The 16,929-nt window shown below is 44.9% G+C and carries 16 protein-coding genes, 1 tRNA gene and 1 pseudogene; 5 read left to right on the top strand and 13 right to left on the bottom strand.

The window, feature by feature from the left end; genetic code table 11:
• Positions 1–317: 317 nt before the first annotated feature.
• Positions 318–1,324, top strand: a pseudogene (locus ZYMOP_RS06310) (adenosine kinase).
• Between the two features lie 118 nt (positions 1,325–1,442).
• On the opposite strand, the gene secF reads toward ZYMOP_RS06310, so the two are convergent.
• Genes secF through yajC form a run of 3 tightly spaced genes read right to left on the bottom strand, consistent with a single transcriptional unit; the run spans position 1,443 to position 4,309 of the window.
• On the bottom strand, positions 1,443–2,354 hold the full coding sequence (gene secF, locus ZYMOP_RS06305; RefSeq protein WP_013934516.1) for a protein translocase subunit SecF: 912 nt from the start codon (positions 2,352–2,354) through the stop codon (positions 1,443–1,445).
• 17 nt (positions 2,355–2,371) lie between these two features.
• Complete coding sequence (gene secD, locus ZYMOP_RS06300) at positions 2,372–3,955, bottom strand: protein translocase subunit SecD (protein WP_013934515.1); 1,584 nt, start codon at positions 3,953–3,955, stop codon at positions 2,372–2,374.
• 6 nt (positions 3,956–3,961) lie between these two features.
• A complete protein-coding gene (yajC, locus tag ZYMOP_RS06295; protein ID WP_013934514.1) occupies positions 3,962–4,309 on the bottom strand; it encodes a preprotein translocase subunit YajC in 348 nt (115 codons plus the stop codon).
• A gap of 239 nt (positions 4,310–4,548) precedes the next feature.
• On the opposite strand from yajC, the gene ZYMOP_RS06290 reads away from it, so the two are divergent.
• Positions 4,549–4,625: transfer RNA gene (locus tag ZYMOP_RS06290), tRNA-Pro, on the top strand.
• Positions 4,626–4,861: 236 nt separating this feature from the next.
• Here ZYMOP_RS06290 and ZYMOP_RS06285 read toward each other — a convergent pair.
• The 7 genes from ZYMOP_RS06285 to hemC all read right to left on the bottom strand — a co-directional run bounded on the left by ZYMOP_RS06285 (position 4,862) and on the right by hemC (position 10,096).
• Complete coding sequence (locus tag ZYMOP_RS06285; RefSeq protein WP_013934513.1) at positions 4,862–5,833, bottom strand: beta-ketoacyl-ACP synthase III; 972 nt, start codon at positions 5,831–5,833, stop codon at positions 4,862–4,864.
• Positions 5,830–6,885, bottom strand: a complete 1,056-nt coding sequence (gene plsX, locus ZYMOP_RS06280) for a phosphate acyltransferase PlsX (RefSeq protein ID WP_013934512.1) — start codon at positions 6,883–6,885, stop codon at positions 5,830–5,832. The genes ZYMOP_RS06285 and plsX overlap by 4 nt, the downstream gene beginning before the upstream one ends.
• Before the next feature lie 13 nt (positions 6,886–6,898).
• A complete protein-coding gene (gene rpmF, locus ZYMOP_RS06275; protein ID WP_013934511.1) occupies positions 6,899–7,078 on the bottom strand; it encodes a 50S ribosomal protein L32 in 180 nt (59 codons plus the stop codon).
• A gap of 43 nt (positions 7,079–7,121) precedes the next feature.
• Positions 7,122–7,307, bottom strand: coding sequence for a hypothetical protein (locus ZYMOP_RS06270; protein ID WP_041581769.1), 186 nt, complete (start codon positions 7,305–7,307; stop codon positions 7,122–7,124).
• The gene (locus tag ZYMOP_RS06265; RefSeq protein ID WP_013934510.1) at positions 7,294–8,310 is read right to left on the bottom strand and encodes a hypothetical protein; all 1,017 of its coding nucleotides are present in this window, start codon (positions 8,308–8,310) and stop codon (positions 7,294–7,296) included. The genes ZYMOP_RS06270 and ZYMOP_RS06265 overlap by 14 nt, the downstream gene beginning before the upstream one ends.
• A gap of 85 nt (positions 8,311–8,395) precedes the next feature.
• Positions 8,396–9,133, bottom strand: coding sequence for a uroporphyrinogen-III synthase (locus ZYMOP_RS06260; protein ID WP_013934509.1), 738 nt, complete (start codon positions 9,131–9,133; stop codon positions 8,396–8,398).
• Positions 9,134–9,169: 36 nt separating this feature from the next.
• On the bottom strand, positions 9,170–10,096 hold the full coding sequence (gene hemC, locus ZYMOP_RS06255) for a hydroxymethylbilane synthase (RefSeq protein WP_013934508.1): 927 nt from the start codon (positions 10,094–10,096) through the stop codon (positions 9,170–9,172).
• Between hemC and tsaD the strand changes: the two genes are divergently transcribed.
• Together tsaD and ZYMOP_RS06245 are read left to right on the top strand one after the other, a co-directional pair.
• Entirely contained in the window at positions 10,095–11,186 is a 1,092-nt protein-coding gene (gene tsaD / locus ZYMOP_RS06250; RefSeq protein ID WP_174260304.1) for a tRNA (adenosine(37)-N6)-threonylcarbamoyltransferase complex transferase subunit TsaD, read from the top strand. The genes hemC and tsaD overlap by 2 nt on opposite strands.
• A gap of 1 nt (position 11,187) precedes the next feature.
• A complete protein-coding gene (locus ZYMOP_RS06245) occupies positions 11,188–12,210 on the top strand; it encodes an NAD(P)H-dependent glycerol-3-phosphate dehydrogenase (RefSeq protein ID WP_013934506.1) in 1,023 nt (340 codons plus the stop codon).
• 48 nt (positions 12,211–12,258) lie between these two features.
• Here the strand turns inward: ZYMOP_RS06245 and infC are convergent, their stop codons facing one another.
• The 3 genes from infC to ZYMOP_RS06230 form a co-directional block, all read right to left on the bottom strand.
• Complete coding sequence (gene infC / locus ZYMOP_RS06240; RefSeq protein WP_041581768.1) at positions 12,259–12,798, bottom strand: translation initiation factor IF-3; 540 nt, start codon at positions 12,796–12,798, stop codon at positions 12,259–12,261.
• Positions 12,799–12,910: 112 nt separating this feature from the next.
• Positions 12,911–15,520: a DNA mismatch repair protein MutS gene (gene mutS, locus ZYMOP_RS06235; RefSeq protein WP_041582087.1), complete on the bottom strand. Its 2,610-nt coding sequence runs from the start codon at positions 15,518–15,520 to the stop codon at positions 12,911–12,913.
• Positions 15,521–15,640: 120 nt separating this feature from the next.
• The gene (locus ZYMOP_RS06230; protein WP_013934503.1) at positions 15,641–16,135 is read right to left on the bottom strand and encodes an outer membrane protein assembly factor BamE; all 495 of its coding nucleotides are present in this window, start codon (positions 16,133–16,135) and stop codon (positions 15,641–15,643) included.
• A gap of 220 nt (positions 16,136–16,355) precedes the next feature.
• Between ZYMOP_RS06230 and ZYMOP_RS06225 the strand changes: the two genes are divergently transcribed.
• On the top strand, positions 16,356–16,895 hold the full coding sequence (locus tag ZYMOP_RS06225; protein ID WP_013934502.1) for a YceD family protein: 540 nt from the start codon (positions 16,356–16,358) through the stop codon (positions 16,893–16,895).
• Positions 16,896–16,929 lie beyond the last annotated feature (34 nt).

Raw genomic sequence — 16,929 nt, 5'->3', positions numbered from 1 at the left:
GTGTGACAAAAAGATTAAAATTCAGATAGCTTCATTTCCTTAAAAGGACCCGCTGTCTATGGGCTTTAGCTACCAATAAACGCAAACTGGCCACTATTGATCGCAGTTATAATTTTTCCCTATCCGCAAAGATCCTTTGTTTTTTGTAAAAACCACCTGCATTACCCGTTTCTTGCTTTTATTTGTTAAGTTAAAGCTTTCTAAATCAAAGATTTCAGCCGTTAAATTAATAGCCGGAATATCTTGCCATGGCTTTTTCTGCGAGGAAAAAGCCGCTTTTACTCTCTAACGAATATGTCTAATTTAGAAAGGCCCTCATGCCGAATACTCACTATGATATTATCGCTATCGGCAACGCTATTGTCGATGTTCTATCTGCCGCTAGCGAAGATTTTTTAGCCGAAGAAAATATCAATAAAGGCTCAATGCAACTCATCGATGCCGATAGAGCTGAAATGCTTTATACAAAAATGAATGCGGGTCATGAGATTAGTGGTGGCTCCGCAGCGAATACGTTAGTAGGCGTCGCTGCGTTAGGAGGCCGCTGTGCCTTTATCGGCCAGGTAGCTGAGACTGCCTCGGCAAGGTTTTTCAACATGACATTCGTGCCCAGAATATTGATTTCAAGGTACCTTTACGTGATGCAGAAATTCCAACCGGTCGTTGTTTGATCCTAGTATCGCCCGATGGCGAACGCACCATGAATACCTTTTTGGGTGTAGCACAATATTTACATTCAGAAGCTATTCAGCCGGAAATGATCGAAAAGGCGGCTATCCTTTATTTGGAAGGTTATCTTTGGGATCCAGAACAACCCCGTGCGGCGATGCGTGAAGCTATAAAAATTGCCCGCAAGGCTGGAAGAAAAGTGGCTTTAACTTTATCTGATGCCTTCTGTATCGAACGACATCGGGATGATTTTAAGCAGCTCATCAATGATGGGTTGATTGACATTCTCTTCGCCAATGAAGTTGAACTAAAATCTTTGGTTCAACATGATGATTTTGATCGAGGTGTATCCGAAGTTGCTGAAAAATTACCGCTGCTGGTGGTTACCCGAGGACCAAATGGCGCTATTGCGATTAAAGATAACATTCGAACCGAAACGCTAGCAAAAAAGGTTGAACGGGTAGTCGATACAACGGGTGCAGGTGATCTTTTTGCGGCAGGTTTCTTGGCAGGGCAAGCACGCGACCTATCCATTGCGGCTAGCCTCGAAATGGGTGCAATCGCAGCGGCTGAAATCATATCTCACTATGGGGCTCGTCCCGAGAGAGATATTAAAAAAGTTATCGAATCAGCGTTGAATGTTAGCTTAAATTAAGGCAGAGAATAGGTTCTCTTTGTGGCACTACAAAGCAAAGAGGCAACCTGATCAAAGTGATAAAAAAGGCCCTGAAATCATTTTCAGGGCCTTTTTTGGTAAGATATAAATATTCGCTCTATTTCTGAATTTTTGGACGGATTTTCAAGAAAATCAGCAGAGAAGAAGAAACATAAATAGAAGAATAGGTTCCGACTATAACCCCTAATAGCATTGCGGCTGTAAAGCTGCGGACAGCATCCCCACCAAAGACCAGCAAAATAGCTAATACTAAAATCATTGATAAGCTGGTCATTACCGTACGTGGTAGGGTTTCGTTGACTGAAAGATCAATCAAAGAAGCAATATCCATTTTACGGAATTTCCGTAAATTTTCACGGATACGATCATCAATCACAATCTTATCGTTGATAGAATACCCCGCAATAGTCAGAATTGCCGCAACAATATTAAGATCAAATTCCATACGGGTAAGCGCAAAAAAGCCCAAAATAACGAGCACATCATGCGCAACAGATACAAAAGTCGATAGTGCAAATTGCCATTCAAAACGCACCCATGTAAAAAGTACGATGCCGGCAATAGCCAATAAAATGGCAATAATGCCGCTACGCATCAGTTCACCGGATACTTTACCTGAAACCGTGTCCACTCTTTCAAAACGAACATCAGGAAATTGGCTTTTTAGAGCGGTCTGAACAACTTTTACTACTCGCTGAGAGGCTGTTTCGTCACCCGGTGGTAAAGGAAGCCGAATAGAAACGTTATGATTATTGCCTATTTGCTGGAGGCTAGCTTCTCCTATATTGAGCTGATTAATATCCCGTCTTAGGGCATCTAATTCTACGGGTTTATCGAAATGCGCTTCGACCATCAGGCCGCCCACAAAATCGACACCAAGATTAAGCCCTTTTACACCCAACAAAATGACAGAAGCTAAAGTCAGGATAAAAGTAAAAAGAAATGCGATGCCGCGGACACGGACAAAGCGGATATTCGTGTCGTCTGGGACAATACGAAGCAAAGCCATAATAAGATGCCCCCTTCTTAGATCGTCAGTTTTGTGGGTCGCTGTCTAAGATAGCGAGCAACCAGCATACGGGTGAAGGTGACGGCCGTAAAAACAGAAGTAATAATACCGATTAGTAAGACCACCGCGAAACCTTTGATCGGCCCCGAACCAAAACAGATCATAATAACAGCCGAAATAGCATGGGTCACATTCGCATCAAAAATAGTGCGACTAGCTTCCTTATATCCCATATCAACTGAATGAACGGGGGTACGCCCACGTCTTATCTCTTCACGGATGCGCTCATTTATCAAAACATTTGCATCAACGGCAGCGCCAATAGTCAAGACCAGTCCAGCAATACCAGGCAGCGTTAGAGTTGCGCCTAAAATCGCCATAATTCCCAAGATCAAAAACAGATTGAGAATGACCGCACTGGAAGCATAGATGCCAAAACGGCCATAGACACTGATCATAAAAATGACGATGGCGACAATAGCAATACTACAGGCCAAAGCACCTGCGCGAATGGAATCTGCACCAAGCCCAGGTCCCACAGTTCTTTCTTCCACAACGCGAAGGGCGACAGGTAGACTACCAGAACGTAAAGCGATGGCTAATTGATTGGCAGAATCAACGGTAAAGCTGCCTGTAATAATAGCAGAGCCACCAAGAATAGGTTCATTAATTGAAGGGGCAGAAAGCACTACGTTATCTAAGATAATAGCAAAACGTCGTCCCGCATTTTTTTGGGTAACTTCGGCAAAACGTCGTCCGCCTTCTGCGTTAAAACTAATTGAAACAGCTGGCAGGTTGTTTTGGTCCATAGTCTGATCTGCATGAACAAGATCAACACCTGTGACAATAGCCCGCCGCTGTACCGCAACGGGTTGGCCATTTTGGAAAGGAAGGATTTGACTCCCTACCGCAACTTTCCCCTGGGCCAAATCTTGCGCTTTAGCGTTATCATCAACTAGTTTGAATTCGAGTTTAGCAGTCTTACCAATCAACGCTTTTAGTGCCGCAGGATTTTGCAGGCCGGGCACTTGAACGACAATACGATCATTGCCTTGACGAATAATAATGGGTTCGCGCGTTCCAAGGGAGTCGATGCGCTTACGAACGACTTCGGTTGCGCCCTCCATCGCTTGGTTAACGAATGCCTGAATACCGTCTTTGCTAGGACGCATAACAATGCGGTTACCATCAACAACCCTGACATCCCAATCCCGCTGTCCTGTGGAACCAATACCATTCGTCAAGGTTCTGACAGTTTCGACCGCCCTATCTAATTGGTGGTTATCCCGTACCATGAAGCTAAGCTGATCATTATCAGCAGACATGTCACCGATAGGAATAGCGGGCTGTGTCTGACTAATTTGAGAACGCACCATCTCTTCCATTGTAACGATACGTTGATGCGCGACATCGGCCGTATCCGCTTCCAATAGAATATGGCTTCCCCCAGAGAGATCGAGCCCAAAATTAATACGAGGCAAAGAGCCCAGACCCAATTTTTGATCTATTTCGGAAGGTAGTAGACTTGGGATCGCCAAAAAAACCCCCAATACTAAAACCGAAATAATTGACCAAACTTTCCAGCGCGGGAAATCAAGCATAATCGATTATTCAACAGTATTAGAATTAGCAGCCGTAAGAGGCTGAACACTTTGTAATGTTGCTTTTACAACCGATACTTTTACACCTTTTGCAATTTCGACTTCAACTTCGCGCTCATCTACTTTTGAAACTTTACCGACAATACCCCCCGCAGTGATGACAGTATCGCCTTTCTGTACAGCATCAATAGCGCTCCGCTGTTCTTTAAAACGCTTTTGCTGAGGCCGGATCAGCATCAAATAAATAATCAAAAAAACAATAATAAAAGGCAGCATACCAGAAAATTGACCAAGAAGGCCGTTCAGACCAGTAGAAGTGCCAGCCGTTTGGGCAAATGCAGGAGTTGCAAACATTGAAAGACTTTATCCTGAAAAGGGAAATAAATACCTGAGTTATAGTGTTTAATAAACATAAGGCAATTATCGTGCGATTATCACGATAAAAACGCCTGCTGCAACTGATCATTCTATTTTCAGCCTGTCATCTGACGCTTTTCATCCTGTTTTTTTAATTCTACGATAAAAAATTAAAAAAATAGGCCAATCTCTTCTTGCATATTCAGAATAACTCACCTAGATTTCGCAGCCTCGGTCGGGGCGTAGCGCAGCCTGGTAGCGCATCACACTGGGGGTGTGGGGGTCGCTGGTTCGAATCCAGTCGCCCCGACCAGATTTTCTAAATAAGGCTGCATGAAAGCCTTTGATCTTCATGTGAATACGCACAGAAGATTTATTTCGTGAATGCTGTCCTATTCACGAGCCAATCCATAAAATGGTAACTTAATTTTTCACTTTAATAAAGTGAATGGGTATTTCTATTGTGCAAGCACAAAAAATTATACCCTTTCAATAAAAGAGTATAATTCTTTTGAAAACAGTTTTTAATTTGAAAAATACGACGATAGATTAAAAACGGATAACCGCCGCGCCCCATGTAAAACCACCGCCCATAGCTTCAAGCACGACGAGATCACCGGATTTAATACGGCCATCCTGTACGGCGGCATCTAAAGCTAGAGGTACCGAAGCAGCGGCTGTATTGGCATGCATATCCACGGTCATAACTACACGTTCAGAGGGAACCCCCAATTTGCGGGCTGTCGCATCTAAAATACGGGCATTCGCCTGATGAGGAACAATCCAATCAACCTGTGAAGCATCAAAGCCGCTGGATAAAAGGGCTTCCTGTGTTACCGTAACTAGATTCGTTACAGCATGACGGAAAACTTCACGTCCTTTCATCAATAAAGTACCAACGGTACCCGTTGAAGAAGGGCCTCCGCTACTGCATAGTAAATCTTTATAGCGACCATCAGCATGAAGCTTGACAGTCTGAATACCTTTACCTTCCTCTTCTGTCCGGCGTAAGACGACCGCCCCTGCGCCATCTCCAAAAAGCACGCAAGTGGTGCGATCTTCCCAGTTCAACAAGCGGGTAAAAGTTTCAGCCCCAATAACCACTGCAATATCGGCAGTACCAGTACGAAGCATACTATCCGCGACAGAAAGGGCATAAAGGAAACCAGAACATACGGCCTGAACATCAAAGGCAACACAATCATTGATACCTAAAGCCGCCTGAACCGTCATTGCTGTTGCAGGAAGCGTTTGATCAGGAGTCGTTGTAGCAAGAACGATTAAACCGACGTCTTCAGCTTTGACACCAGCATTTTTAAGAGCACGACGGGCCGCTTCAGTAGCAAGTGTCCCTGTCGTCTCATCAGAATCAGCAATATGCCGATAATGAATGCCAGTGCGTTCGACAATCCATGAATCAGAGGTGTCGATATGATGGGTTTCAGCTAATTCTTCATTAGAAAGCCGCTGTTTGGGTAAAACCGACCCAGTTCCGATAATGGCTGACCGTTTGATAGTCATGCCTGTAATTCCTTATTGCCAGCCTGAGAGAAAAAGATATCTAGATCGGCAGCAATACAATTAACAAGATCCTCACGGATCAGTTTAGCCGTTAAGTGAATAGCTTGAGCGACACCGGATATATTCGCATTTCCGTGGCTTTTAACAACAATACCGTTGAGACCAAGAAAAATCGCCCCATTGTGATTGTTGGGATCAAGATAAATCCGAAATAGTCGTAAGGCCGGTTTTGAAAGTAAAAAGCCAATCTTGGAACGGAATGAACTAGAAAAAGCACGACGCAAAAGATGCGTAATAAAACGTGCTGTTCCCTCGATAGTTTTTAAGGCGATATTACCCGAAAAACCATCGGTGACGATGACATCTGCATCGCCTTGTCCGATACGGTCCGATTCAATAAAACCGGTATAGCGAAAGGCTGAACGATCTGTTTGGCGCAACATCGCTGCCGCTGATCTTAAATCTTCGGTACCTTTCATCTCTTCGGTACCAATATTGAGTAAGGATAAGCGTGGGCGTTCAATACCCATTACAAGATGAGCATAAACAGCGCCCATAACGGCAAACTGCACTAAATTATGGGCATCACACTCAGTATTAGCACCAAGATCCAGCATAGCGACCCCATTCTTTCCTAAAGTGGGAAGAATGGTTGTAAGCGCTGGTCGGTCTATACCACGCATCATGCGCAAATATAATTTGGCAATGGCCATTAAAGCGCCCGTATTACCAGCCGAAAGGGCGGCATCAGCCTCGCCTGCTTTTACAGCTAAAATAGCCATCCCCATCGAACTGTTACGAGCCCGACGAAGAGCAAGTGACGGTTTTTCCTCACCAGATATAGTATCGGGTGCAGGACAAACTTCACAAACCGGAGCCAGCTCAGGAAACAAATCCATTTGCTGACGCACTAGTTTCTCATCACCATACACACGAAAACGCAAAGCCGGATCGGTCGAAAGCGCAAGTGCTAAAGCGGCAATGACAACCCTCGGACCGCCGTCACCACCCATGGCATCGACAGCGATCAGAGCATGATCCTTACTCATCATTAATTGAAACGGATCAGGCTTCGATAGCGATGATCTCGCGCCCATTATAGTGACCACAAGCTGGGCACAGATGATGCGGACGCTTTAATTCGCCGCAATTCGGGCATTCCTGATAAGCTTCTGCCGTCAAAGCATGATGACTGCGACGCATATTCCGTCGTGAAGGGGAGGTTTTTCTCTTAGGAACAGCCATGTCGGAACCTTAAAATTATCTGAAAAATGGAGCGATAAAAAATTTAGCGACGATATAAGGCCTTGGTCATAGAATCGGCAGGGAAGATACATCCCCCATCAGCCAATTTATGCAGCCAGAATCGTCGCGCATCAAAGCGCGTATAACGAATTTCGCTTGAGTTACAAGCCCCAAGCATCAATTTGCCCGAAACATCCCTTAAAGAGTAAGGCTTTTTAACTATGAGCATTATCCTGAGAGGGAACAGATGGCCTTTCACTATTTTGAGTCGAATCAGCTGTATTTTCTGTCGTTTTATCAGCGATTCCAGGAAGATCAGCGGACAGCAGGGCCGTATTTTCTAGAATATCCAAGGCGTTTCTAGCGATAACATAACGCTTTGCAGCTACCAGCCAGTTTTGAGCATGACGATGCCCAGGTAATTTAGAAACATCGGCAATAGCACCGTCAACATTACCGTTATTCAAAAATCGCATGGCTTCTTCAAATTGATCAGATGGCATAGTGGAGACTTCACCTCGTCTATGCATAACAAATAAATTAGAAAAAAATTGGCGGATATAACTCATCCATCCTTGCTGATTATCTAATTTAAGAAGATCAGGTTTCAACGTATTCAGGCTTCCCACTAACTGCTCAAGCGTAATAGGTTGGCGGGCTGCATTTAAAATAACTGTGACCGCTTGAGGTTGCGTAGTTCCAAAGCGGGATTGCAACAGACCCTCAATATATCCAAGAGACTGGCCACGATTAAGGGCACGTCTTGCTGCAAACGCCACTAGCAGGCTTTCGGCTCTTCCCGCATCGCCGATAGCCGCCTGCGTTTGTTTATTAACCTCTTCAATACGTGCATCTAATTTATCTACCCGTATTCGCAAAGATTCTACAGACGAGATTAAATTAGACGTAGCGGTGTCAACGACAGCCGGAGGTGGAGCATCATTCTGAGAAGGGTTGCTATTAGATAAGGGCGGCATAGTAGGTATTTGCGCCGCCTTTTGCGCAGTGGGTTGCTCTGTAGTCGCTGGAGCAGGTGAAATCCACAGCATGGCAGGCTGCCAATGCGAGAATAAATAAACCGTCGCCCCGACACCGCCGAGAAAGGCTGCACTCAAAAAAATCAGTTTAGATTGCCATGACCGTTTTTTTAATGTTGCGGAAGTATTCGCTGAATTATCATTCAAATTTTGATCTACATTCTCGGCATGATTTATACCGCTGTTATTTGTCATGCGTCTGTTCCTGATTTTTAGCCCCTGATTTCATAGAAACCGTCCCCGCCCCTAGCTGTTGATCAGCGCCAGTTCTTTGTACGTTTCATAACTCTAAACTTGCTGCGGCTTTTAACAGATGAATATCATCTGGATATTCTGCAACAGCAGTGGCTTGCCACGTTTTTCCTACCTGCTCCGCTACAGTTGGACTGATAACTGCAATCGGAACCCTATCTGGATTGATATTCGTTTTTTTTAATAAAAAACGAAAGCGTTCTGCAAATCGTGAAGAATGTAATAAAACGATAGCCTGTTGTGTTAATGCCTGACAGGCAGCCATCGGTAAACAGTCAATATCTTGCATTTTATAAACGATTTGTAAAAAAAACGTCTGATTTTCCTGAAATTCACTCTTTTCCGCAAGATAAGTTTTATGGATTTCACCACAAAGACGCAATATCCGAGTCCGTCCATCTTGCTTTAAACGTTCAATCAAAGATTCTCCGTTACCATTGGCCACAATAATATGAGAAAATCCGGCATCAACAGCCGCTTGCGCCGTCGTTTTGCCTACGGCGTAAAGCGGATAATTGACTAATTTTTGTAATTCAGCGCCGCCATGATAAATAGCTTGAGCACTCGTGACCATGACAGCTTCATAAGAAGCCGGAGAGGGTAATGCCCATGAAAGGGGAATGGCCTCCGCTAAAGGTGTTTTAGTCACACGCCATCCAGCAGCAATCGCCTGTTTTGCGGTTCTACTAGCACCCGGTTCCGGACGTAGAATCAACAAATGGCGGGAAGATGCCTGATAATCCGTATCTATCCTTGTAAATGGCATAAAAATAAATCTTAAAATGGACGCTAAGGCAGAACCTTATCCCGTAAAGGAAACATCAACCTTAAATAACGATTTTAATTCAGGAGGCGCCTGATTTAACAGTAAGGTCCCGACATCAAAAGCATCAGAGGGCTGAAGAATAAATTTATCAATAGCAGTCGAAAGCTGACCATCGGCTGTATAAAGACAAGCTCGCAAACGAATCCCATTTTCTTTTACTTCAGCAAAAGCGGCAATCGGTGAATGACAATCCGCATTAAGTCGCATCAGTAATTGTCTTTCGGTATCCACAGCCCTATGGGTGGGCTGATGATCTATAGCAGCTATTATCGACCATGCCGCCGAATTGGCCAAAGCTTCTATACCAATAGCGCCTTGCCCAGCAGCAGGCAGCATTTCACTTAAAGGAATCGTGTAACCAATATCACCTTTTCCGAGTCGGATCAGACCGGCAGCGGCTAGAAGGGTGGCATCGAAGGCTTTATCTTCAAGCTTTTGGAGGCGGGTCGCAACATTGCCTCTTAATAATTTTATCTGAATATCAGAACGACGATGTCTAATCTGTGCCGCACGTCTAGGCGAAGCCGTACCGACACAAGCCCCTAAGGGTAGGGTTTCAAGAGAAGGCGCACCGATCAGTCGATCGTGAACATCGGCTCGGGCAAGCATCGCGGCAATTGAAATATGATCAGGTCGAAAGGTTTCGACATCTTTCATCGAATGAACCGCAGCATCAATCTCACCCGCGGTCAAAGCCGTATCCAGTTCCTTCGTCCAAAGCGATTTGCCCCCTATATCGGCTAAAGCCTGATGACGGTTTTTATCGCCCGATGTACGAATAGGCACGATAATAACAGCTTCCTCTGACCAGCCATGTGCACTGCATAAAGCAGTCGCCACTATTCGGGCTTGAATAAGAGCCAAAGGAGAACCACGAGATCCGAGACGAAAAGGAAATTGCATGATAGTTGCTCTACCGTCCCTTATGATGGCAGAAAAGCCCCCTATGGCATTAGTTTTAGGTCTTGAGTCGAGTTGCGACGAAACAGCAGTCGCTTTGGTTGATAATAATGGTAATATTATTTCCCATCATTTGGCAACCCAAGAAATATTGCATCGCCCTTATGGCGGCGTCGTTCCTGAAATTGCAGCGCGGGCCCATGTTGAACGCCTGGAGCCCCTTATAAGAAAGGTTTTAAACGAATCAGATAAAAATCTGACAGATATAGATGCGATTGCTGCTACTGCAGGCCCGGGTCTTATCGGTGGTGTGATGGTGGGGTTAGTAACGGGAAAAGCGCTATCGCTGGCTTGTAACAAACCTTTAATCGCCGTAAATCATCTTGAAGGTCACGCTTTAACGCCTAGATTAGCAAACCAATCACTCAATTTTCCCTATCTCCTGTTGCTGATTTCTGGTGGTCATTGTCAAATTTTGTTAGTGCAAAATGTGGGTGTCTATCGTCGCCTCGCGACAACTATTGATGATGCGGGTGGGGAAGCCTTTGACAAAACTGCCAAAATTTTAGGGCTTGGGTTTCCGGGTGGGCCAGCTGTTGAACAGGAAGCGCTTAAAGGCGATCCCCATGCAGTACCCTTACCTCGTCCTTTGATTCATAGTCAGGAGCCTCATTTTTCTTTTGCAGGTTTGAAAACGGCTGTCTTACGTGCACATCAATCCGGTCAATATAAACGCGCTGATATAGCGGCCTCTTTTCAGCAGGCTGTTATCGATTGTCTCGTTAATCGTAGCCAAAAAGCACTCAAAAAAATCGAAGGTGAAGGCATCTCGGTTAATGCGTTTGTCATTGCGGGAGGTATGGCGGCGAATACAGCGATTAGACCAGCGCTTATAAAATTAGCAGAAGAGCATCATTTACCGCTTGTCGCCCCCCCGCCTTGGTTATGCACGGATAATGGCGCTATGATTGCATGGGCCGGTCTTGAACGCTTTCGTTTAGGAATGATAGACGGTCTGGATATTCCAGCAAAAGCCCGTTGGCCTTTGGATCCTTATGCAGAAAAAGCTCGTGGTGCTGGAGTAAAAGCGTAAAATGTCTTCTGAAAAAAAACGAGAAGAAGCCAAAATATTTCCTCATATCGGTATCCTTGGTACGGGCGCATGGGGAACGGCTTTGGCAATGGTAGCAAGCCATAATGGACCTGCAACCTTATGGGGAAGACGCCACAATGTTGTCTGTGCTATCAATGAAAGACACATAAATCCCGATTATTTACCCGATATTTCCTTACCAAAATCGCTTCATGCGACCGATAAACTTGAAGATCTCAAAAATGTTTCGGCTTTTTTAGTGGCTATTCCAGCACAGAAAATGCGTTCTGTACTGAATTTATTACCTGACGATGATCGCCCTTTAATTCTGTGTGCGAAAGGAATTGAAGCGCATTCAGGGCTATTAATGTCACAGTTAGCGGCAGAAATTTTCCCCAATAGACCTATCGGTTTGTTATCGGGCCCTACTTTTGCCAGTGAAGTAGCGCGTAATCTACCGACAGCGGTTACTTTAGCCGCAAAAGAAGCCTCGATTCGGTATGGTTTAATGGAGCGTTTAGCAATCCCAACCTTCAGGCCCTATGCGTCATGTGACGTCATTGGCGCTGACGTTGGCGGTGCTATCAAGAATGTATTAGCGATAGCCTGCGGGGTAGTTGCGGGCGCAGAACTGGGCCATAATGCCCGTGCCGCTATTATTAGCCGTGGTTTCGCCGAGATGACTCGGCTTGGGATAGCCTTAGGGGCAAAACAAGAAACTCTGACAGGCCTATCAGGTTTGGGGGATTTGGTTTTGACCTGTTCTTCTGATTTGTCTCGCAATTTTACATTCGGTAAAAAATTAGGACAGGGATACAGTTTTGAAGAACAACAAAAAATTAAAGCTGTAACCACAGAAGGTGTTTTTACAGCACCTGTTTTAGAGCGGCTTGCCGCCCGACTCAAAGTAGAGATGCCCCTTATTTCAGCGATTTGCGCCTTAATCAGGGGAGAATCTTTAAAATCAGTTGTCGATGCAGTACTAAATCGTCCTTTACAAGACGAATATTACGCTATCGCTTAAAAGCACATGACGCGGCTTTCAAGCCGCGTCATTGCTAGGTTAAATTTTTTACTTAGGCGCTACGACCATCAACATCTGACGGCCTTCCATACGGGGATGCTGCTCAACTTTAGCGACTTCCTGCGTATCGACCTGAACACGCTGCATGACCTGCATACCAAGCTGGCCATGCGCCATTTCACGGCCACGGAAACGTAAGGTTATCTTTACCTTGTCGCCTTCTTCCAAAAACTGGAAGACCTTTTTCATCTTGGTTTCATAATCATGCTGGTCGATATTAGGACGCAGCTTGATTTCCTTGATTTCCTGTGTTTTCTGGGTTTTACGGGCAAGATTAGCCTTTTTCTGGGCTTCATACTTGTATTTGCCAACATCCAGAAATTTGGCAACAGGCGGATCAGCATTGGGAGAAACCTCGACCAGATCAAGGCCTACCTCCATCGCCTGTTCCATCGCCTGACGTGTGTACATGACGCCAAGATTTTCACCATTCTCATCAATCACACGTACACGGGGACTTTGTATGAACTCATTATAGCGTGGGCCACTCATCGGCATAGCTGCCTGACCATGAGGGCGCCTCATCATCGGCGGACGTATAGCGGATTCTCCTGTAATTATTTATGATGCATTAAGCGTCAAACATCCCTCACTTAGGCTAAAAAGACATGAAGAAAAAGTGAGAGAATATATTTTTCTTTTACATCACCTTATCCTTCGCTACCAGTTCTTTCAGCTTATAGATCATTTCTAAGGCTTGACGGGGTGTCAAAGCGTCCGCATCCAAAGTAATGACTGCTTCATGAAGGGCATCTTTTTCTAATAATTGGGGTGCAGCGTCCTCTTTTTCAAACAGCGGCATATCCGAAAAAGGTGCAGCAAAAGCCCCCTTTTTATCACCTTCACTCTCTAAACGCTGCAAGACCTCACGCGCACGACTTAAAACTACAGGGGGTAATCCGGCTAGGCGGGCAACTTCGATGCCATAACTTCGATCAGCAGCCCCTTCTGCCATCTCATGGAGTAAAATAAGGTCCCCTTTCCACTCTTTTGCCCGCACATGATGAAGCGACAAAGTGGGAAGACGCGACGCTAATTGTGTCAATTCGTGATAGTGAGTCGCAAACAAGCAGCGACATTCATTCATATCATGGATAGCTTCGACAACAGCCCATGCAATGGCAAGGCCATCATAGGTAGAGGTACCACGTCCGACCTCATCCAAAATAACAAAACTTTTTTTCGTGGCTTGCGCCAATATGGCAGCCGTTTCGACCATTTCAACCATAAAGGTCGAACGTCCGCGCGCCAGATTGTCAGAGGCACCCACACGACTAAACAAACGATCAACCAATCCTATTCGTGCTTTTTCAGCAGGAACAAAACTACCTGCCTGCGCCAAAACCGCCAGTAATGCATTTTGTCTTAGAAAAGTAGATTTTCCCCCCATATTCGGGCCAGTTACAAGCCACAATCGATTAGCAGGATTAAGATCTATGTCATTAGCAACAAAACGCTCTCCAGATTTAGAAAGCGCGGCTTCAACAACCGGATGACGTCCCTTTACAATATCAAAATTAACGGAATTATCGACATCAGGTCGTATCCAGTTTCCTTGTACTGCACATTCAGCCAAACCAGTAGCGACATCAAGACGCGCCAAGGCATCGGCACAGGCTGCTATCGAATCACGTTGTTCCAAAGCCTGTGTAATTAATGTTTCGAGATGTTTTGTTTCTGTGGCGATCGCTTGAACGCCGGCCTGTGTTGCTCGTATGGCCTGCTCATGAAGTTCAGCTGCATTGAAACGAACAACCCCAGATAAAGTCTGACGATGTGTAAAGCCGGAATCAGCCTGCATCAACGTATCAGCATGCCGAGCAGGCACTTCTATATGATAACCAAGCACATTATTATGACGAATTTTTAAGGCATTAATACCGGTTTTTTCGCGATAAGTGGCTTCTAATCCTGCAATCGCGCGACGACTTTCGCCGCCCATTTCCCGTAATTCATCTAAAGCCGTATCATAACCCTTGGCAATAAAATTGCCTTGCGAGGCGTCGATAGGCGGCTGTTCAACCAAGGCACGTTCCAAGAGATCAACCAGCGCACCATGACCTCGGAAAGAAGGTAATAGCTGTTCGAGTAGAGAAGGCCGATCATCTAACTTGATAAGACTCTCATAAAGGGAAAAAGCGCCCTTCAATCCATCCCGTAATAAACTTAAATCGCGGGGTGTGCCCCGATCAGCAACCAATCGTCCTAAAACGCGGGCAATATCGGGGGAGCCTTTTAACCGCTCGCGTATTTCCTCACGTAATAGACTATTCTTGAAAAAAAGTTCGACCAAATCCAGCCTTTGATGGATACGATCAATATCCATTAAAGGCGCGCTAATATCAGCCGTCAGCAAACGGGTCCCGGCCCCTGTTACCAAGTAATCAACAGAAGCGGCTAAACTACCGACGCGCCCTCCCCCTGTTGCCTCAGTTAATTCCAAGCTGGTACGGGTCGCCGCATCAATCAACATATGATCGGCGTGGGCATGCCGAACGGGTCGCTGCAAAAAAGGTAACTTACCTTGGCCTGCACGGTCTAGCCACGCAATTAACCCATCAGCCGCGGCCAATTCAGCATGAGTGAATAAACCAAAGCTTTCTAATGTAGAGACTTTAAAAATATTAAGCAGGCATTTTTCACCGTGATGACTATTAAAATTATGGTCATCAAGGGAAACAGCATTTGATAAACGTTTACTAAAAGCGTCTTCATTGAGAAGACCTTCAGGGGCAATAATTTCAGCCGCGGCCAAGCGCGCTAATTCTGAATCAAGACGGGATTCACTGATTGATAGCGTTTCAAAACGACCTGTTGAAATATCGGCAGCGGCTAACCCTATCTCATCACCCGTTTTTGCAATAGCGACTAGCCAATTAGCTGATCGGGCATCAAGGAGAGCCTCTTCTGTTAAGGTTCCGGCCGTAACAACGCGAATAATAGCACGCTTTACTAACGCTTTAGAGCCGCCCCGTTTTTTTGCTTGCGCGGGCGTTTCTATTTGATCAGCAATAGCTACCCGGCAACCAGCCTTGATTAATCGGGCTAAATAACTTTCAACCGAATGAGCGGGTACCCCGCACATAGGTATAGCTTCCCCGATATGGGCGCCTCGGCTAGTAAGCGCGATATCTAAAATAGCAGAAGCGCGCTTGGCATCTTCAAAAAACAGCTCAAAAAAATCGCCCATACGATAGAACAGGAGGCAGTCTTGAACCTGCCTTTTTAATTCGTAATATTGTTCCATCATCGGCGTTGTACTACCGGATTTTGTAGACGCGCCTTTTTCAGATATCTTGTTTTTTGTAGCCACAGAAATCAAATCAACCATAAAAGAATAACGAAAAATCTAGAAGTATCTCTCCTAAATTTAAGGCGTTGTTCCACCCGGTCCAGCACCAACAGGTGTCATACCTGCCATACCCCCCACGGCGGCAACATTGTTAAACAATTCTGCCAAAAAGCCCCGATGGATACTAAGAGTAGGTGTTTGGTCACGGATAGGATGAATATGAACAGTATGTTCAAGCCCCATGGTTTCAACTCTTGAAACCGTTCCTCTACGATCAAAATATACAGCTAATACATTTTGTTTGTACGCTTTAGGTAATGAAAAAACGAGCTGTTTGGTGTCGATACTCATATAATACCAGACATTAGGGTCAAATTCGCCTGCCAAGGTCGGACGGCCCAAAGTTTTTTCAACGGATTGTCGGTTATCCACACCGGGTGAAACAGATTGTACCATAACTTTATCGACCATATATCCACGATGATCTCGTATTCGGGTACAGCCTGTGGATAAGCTGGCCAACATAAGTAATAGGCCCGCTTTACCTTTTATTCCCAACCGGTTGATGGTCATATTGAGATATATACTCCGTCTTCCTCTGCTTTGGGCAAAGGCCACCCTTGAAATTTTTATCGTCTAAATCTGGTTAATCCCCTTAACGGGGGCTATATTGAACTATATTTTCTGAAAACCGCTGTTTTTTATCTGATTAGAGGTTTTTTTCAATTTGGACAAACTGAAAAAACGTTTAATCTGATAGCCTATGTCCATTCATTCTTTCGGGAGACGCCCGATGAACACATCTGTATCTCCAGAATTTTCACGTATCGTTACCCTAGACCATATCGGTGAACAAGTTCACACGATAACTTTGACCGCAAATGAAGAAGAAAAAGCCGCTTTAGCTAAGAGATTTTCTCTTGAAGCGATAAAAACATTGGAAGCCTCAATCGATTTACATCGTGAAGGAAAAACAGTTCTGGCAACGGGAAAGCTTAAAGCTGAAGTATGCCAGAATTGTTCTGCCACGGGACTTCCTCTGCCGACTTCTGTTCGAGAAGGTTTCTCTTTAAAATTTATACCCGAGACGTCTTCTGTCTCTTCTGAAGAGGAAATAGAATTATCTTCGGAAGATTGTGATGTGCTCTTTTATACGCATAATCGGCTTGATCTTGGAGAAGCTGTTGCTGAAACTCTAATCTTATCGCTGCCAGCTTTTCCCCGCCATCCACAAGCCGATCAACTTTTACAAAAAGCAGGCGTGGTTTCAGAAGAAGATATTGGGCCTTTTTCGGCTTTAAAAATATTAAAACAAAAAATCGCTAACAAATAATTTTTTCAATAACAAAAGTAGTTCAATATATTAT

It is taken from the genome of Zymomonas mobilis subsp. pomaceae ATCC 29192, from assembly GCF_000218875.1.
In the GTDB taxonomy this organism is placed as follows: domain Bacteria; phylum Pseudomonadota; class Alphaproteobacteria; order Sphingomonadales; family Sphingomonadaceae; genus Zymomonas; species Zymomonas pomaceae.
The sequence above is the reverse complement of the archived record's forward strand: the minus strand, read 5'-3'. Positions and strand labels throughout refer to the sequence as shown.

What these genes read in the sequence shown, in the direction of transcription:
- secF (WP_013934516.1), bottom strand. Translation starts at nt 2,354, where the DNA reads ATGGCTTTGCTTCGTATTGTCCCAGACGACACGAATATCCGCTTTGTC.
- secD (WP_013934515.1), bottom strand. Translation starts at nt 3,955, where the DNA reads ATGCTTGATTTCCCGCGCTGGAAAGTTTGGTCAATTATTTCGGTTTTA.
- yajC (WP_013934514.1), bottom strand. Translation starts at nt 4,309, where the DNA reads ATGTTTGCAACTCCTGCATTTGCCCAAACGGCTGGCACTTCTACTGGT.
- ZYMOP_RS06285 (WP_013934513.1), bottom strand. Translation starts at nt 5,833, where the DNA reads ATGACTATCAAACGGTCAGCCATTATCGGAACTGGGTCGGTTTTACCC.
- plsX (WP_013934512.1), bottom strand. Translation starts at nt 6,885, where the DNA reads ATGATGAGTAAGGATCATGCTCTGATCGCTGTCGATGCCATGGGTGGT.
- rpmF (WP_013934511.1), bottom strand. Translation starts at nt 7,078, where the DNA reads ATGGCTGTTCCTAAGAGAAAAACCTCCCCTTCACGACGGAATATGCGT.
- ZYMOP_RS06270 (WP_041581769.1), bottom strand. Translation starts at nt 7,307, where the DNA reads ATGCTCATAGTTAAAAAGCCTTACTCTTTAAGGGATGTTTCGGGCAAA.
- ZYMOP_RS06265 (WP_013934510.1), bottom strand. Translation starts at nt 8,310, where the DNA reads ATGACAAATAACAGCGGTATAAATCATGCCGAGAATGTAGATCAAAAT.
- ZYMOP_RS06260 (WP_013934509.1), bottom strand. Translation starts at nt 9,133, where the DNA reads ATGCCATTTACAAGGATAGATACGGATTATCAGGCATCTTCCCGCCAT.
- tsaD (WP_174260304.1), top strand. Translation starts at nt 10,095, where the DNA reads ATGATAGTTGCTCTACCGTCCCTTATGATGGCAGAAAAGCCCCCTATG.
- hemC (WP_013934508.1), bottom strand. Translation starts at nt 10,096, where the DNA reads ATGCAATTTCCTTTTCGTCTCGGATCTCGTGGTTCTCCTTTGGCTCTT.
- ZYMOP_RS06245 (WP_013934506.1), top strand. Translation starts at nt 11,188, where the DNA reads ATGTCTTCTGAAAAAAAACGAGAAGAAGCCAAAATATTTCCTCATATC.
- infC (WP_041581768.1), bottom strand. Translation starts at nt 12,798, where the DNA reads ATGATGAGGCGCCCTCATGGTCAGGCAGCTATGCCGATGAGTGGCCCA.
- mutS (WP_041582087.1), bottom strand. Translation starts at nt 15,520, where the DNA reads ATGATGGAACAATATTACGAATTAAAAAGGCAGGTTCAAGACTGCCTC.
- ZYMOP_RS06230 (WP_013934503.1), bottom strand. Translation starts at nt 16,135, where the DNA reads ATGACCATCAACCGGTTGGGAATAAAAGGTAAAGCGGGCCTATTACTT.
- ZYMOP_RS06225 (WP_013934502.1), top strand. Translation starts at nt 16,356, where the DNA reads ATGAACACATCTGTATCTCCAGAATTTTCACGTATCGTTACCCTAGAC.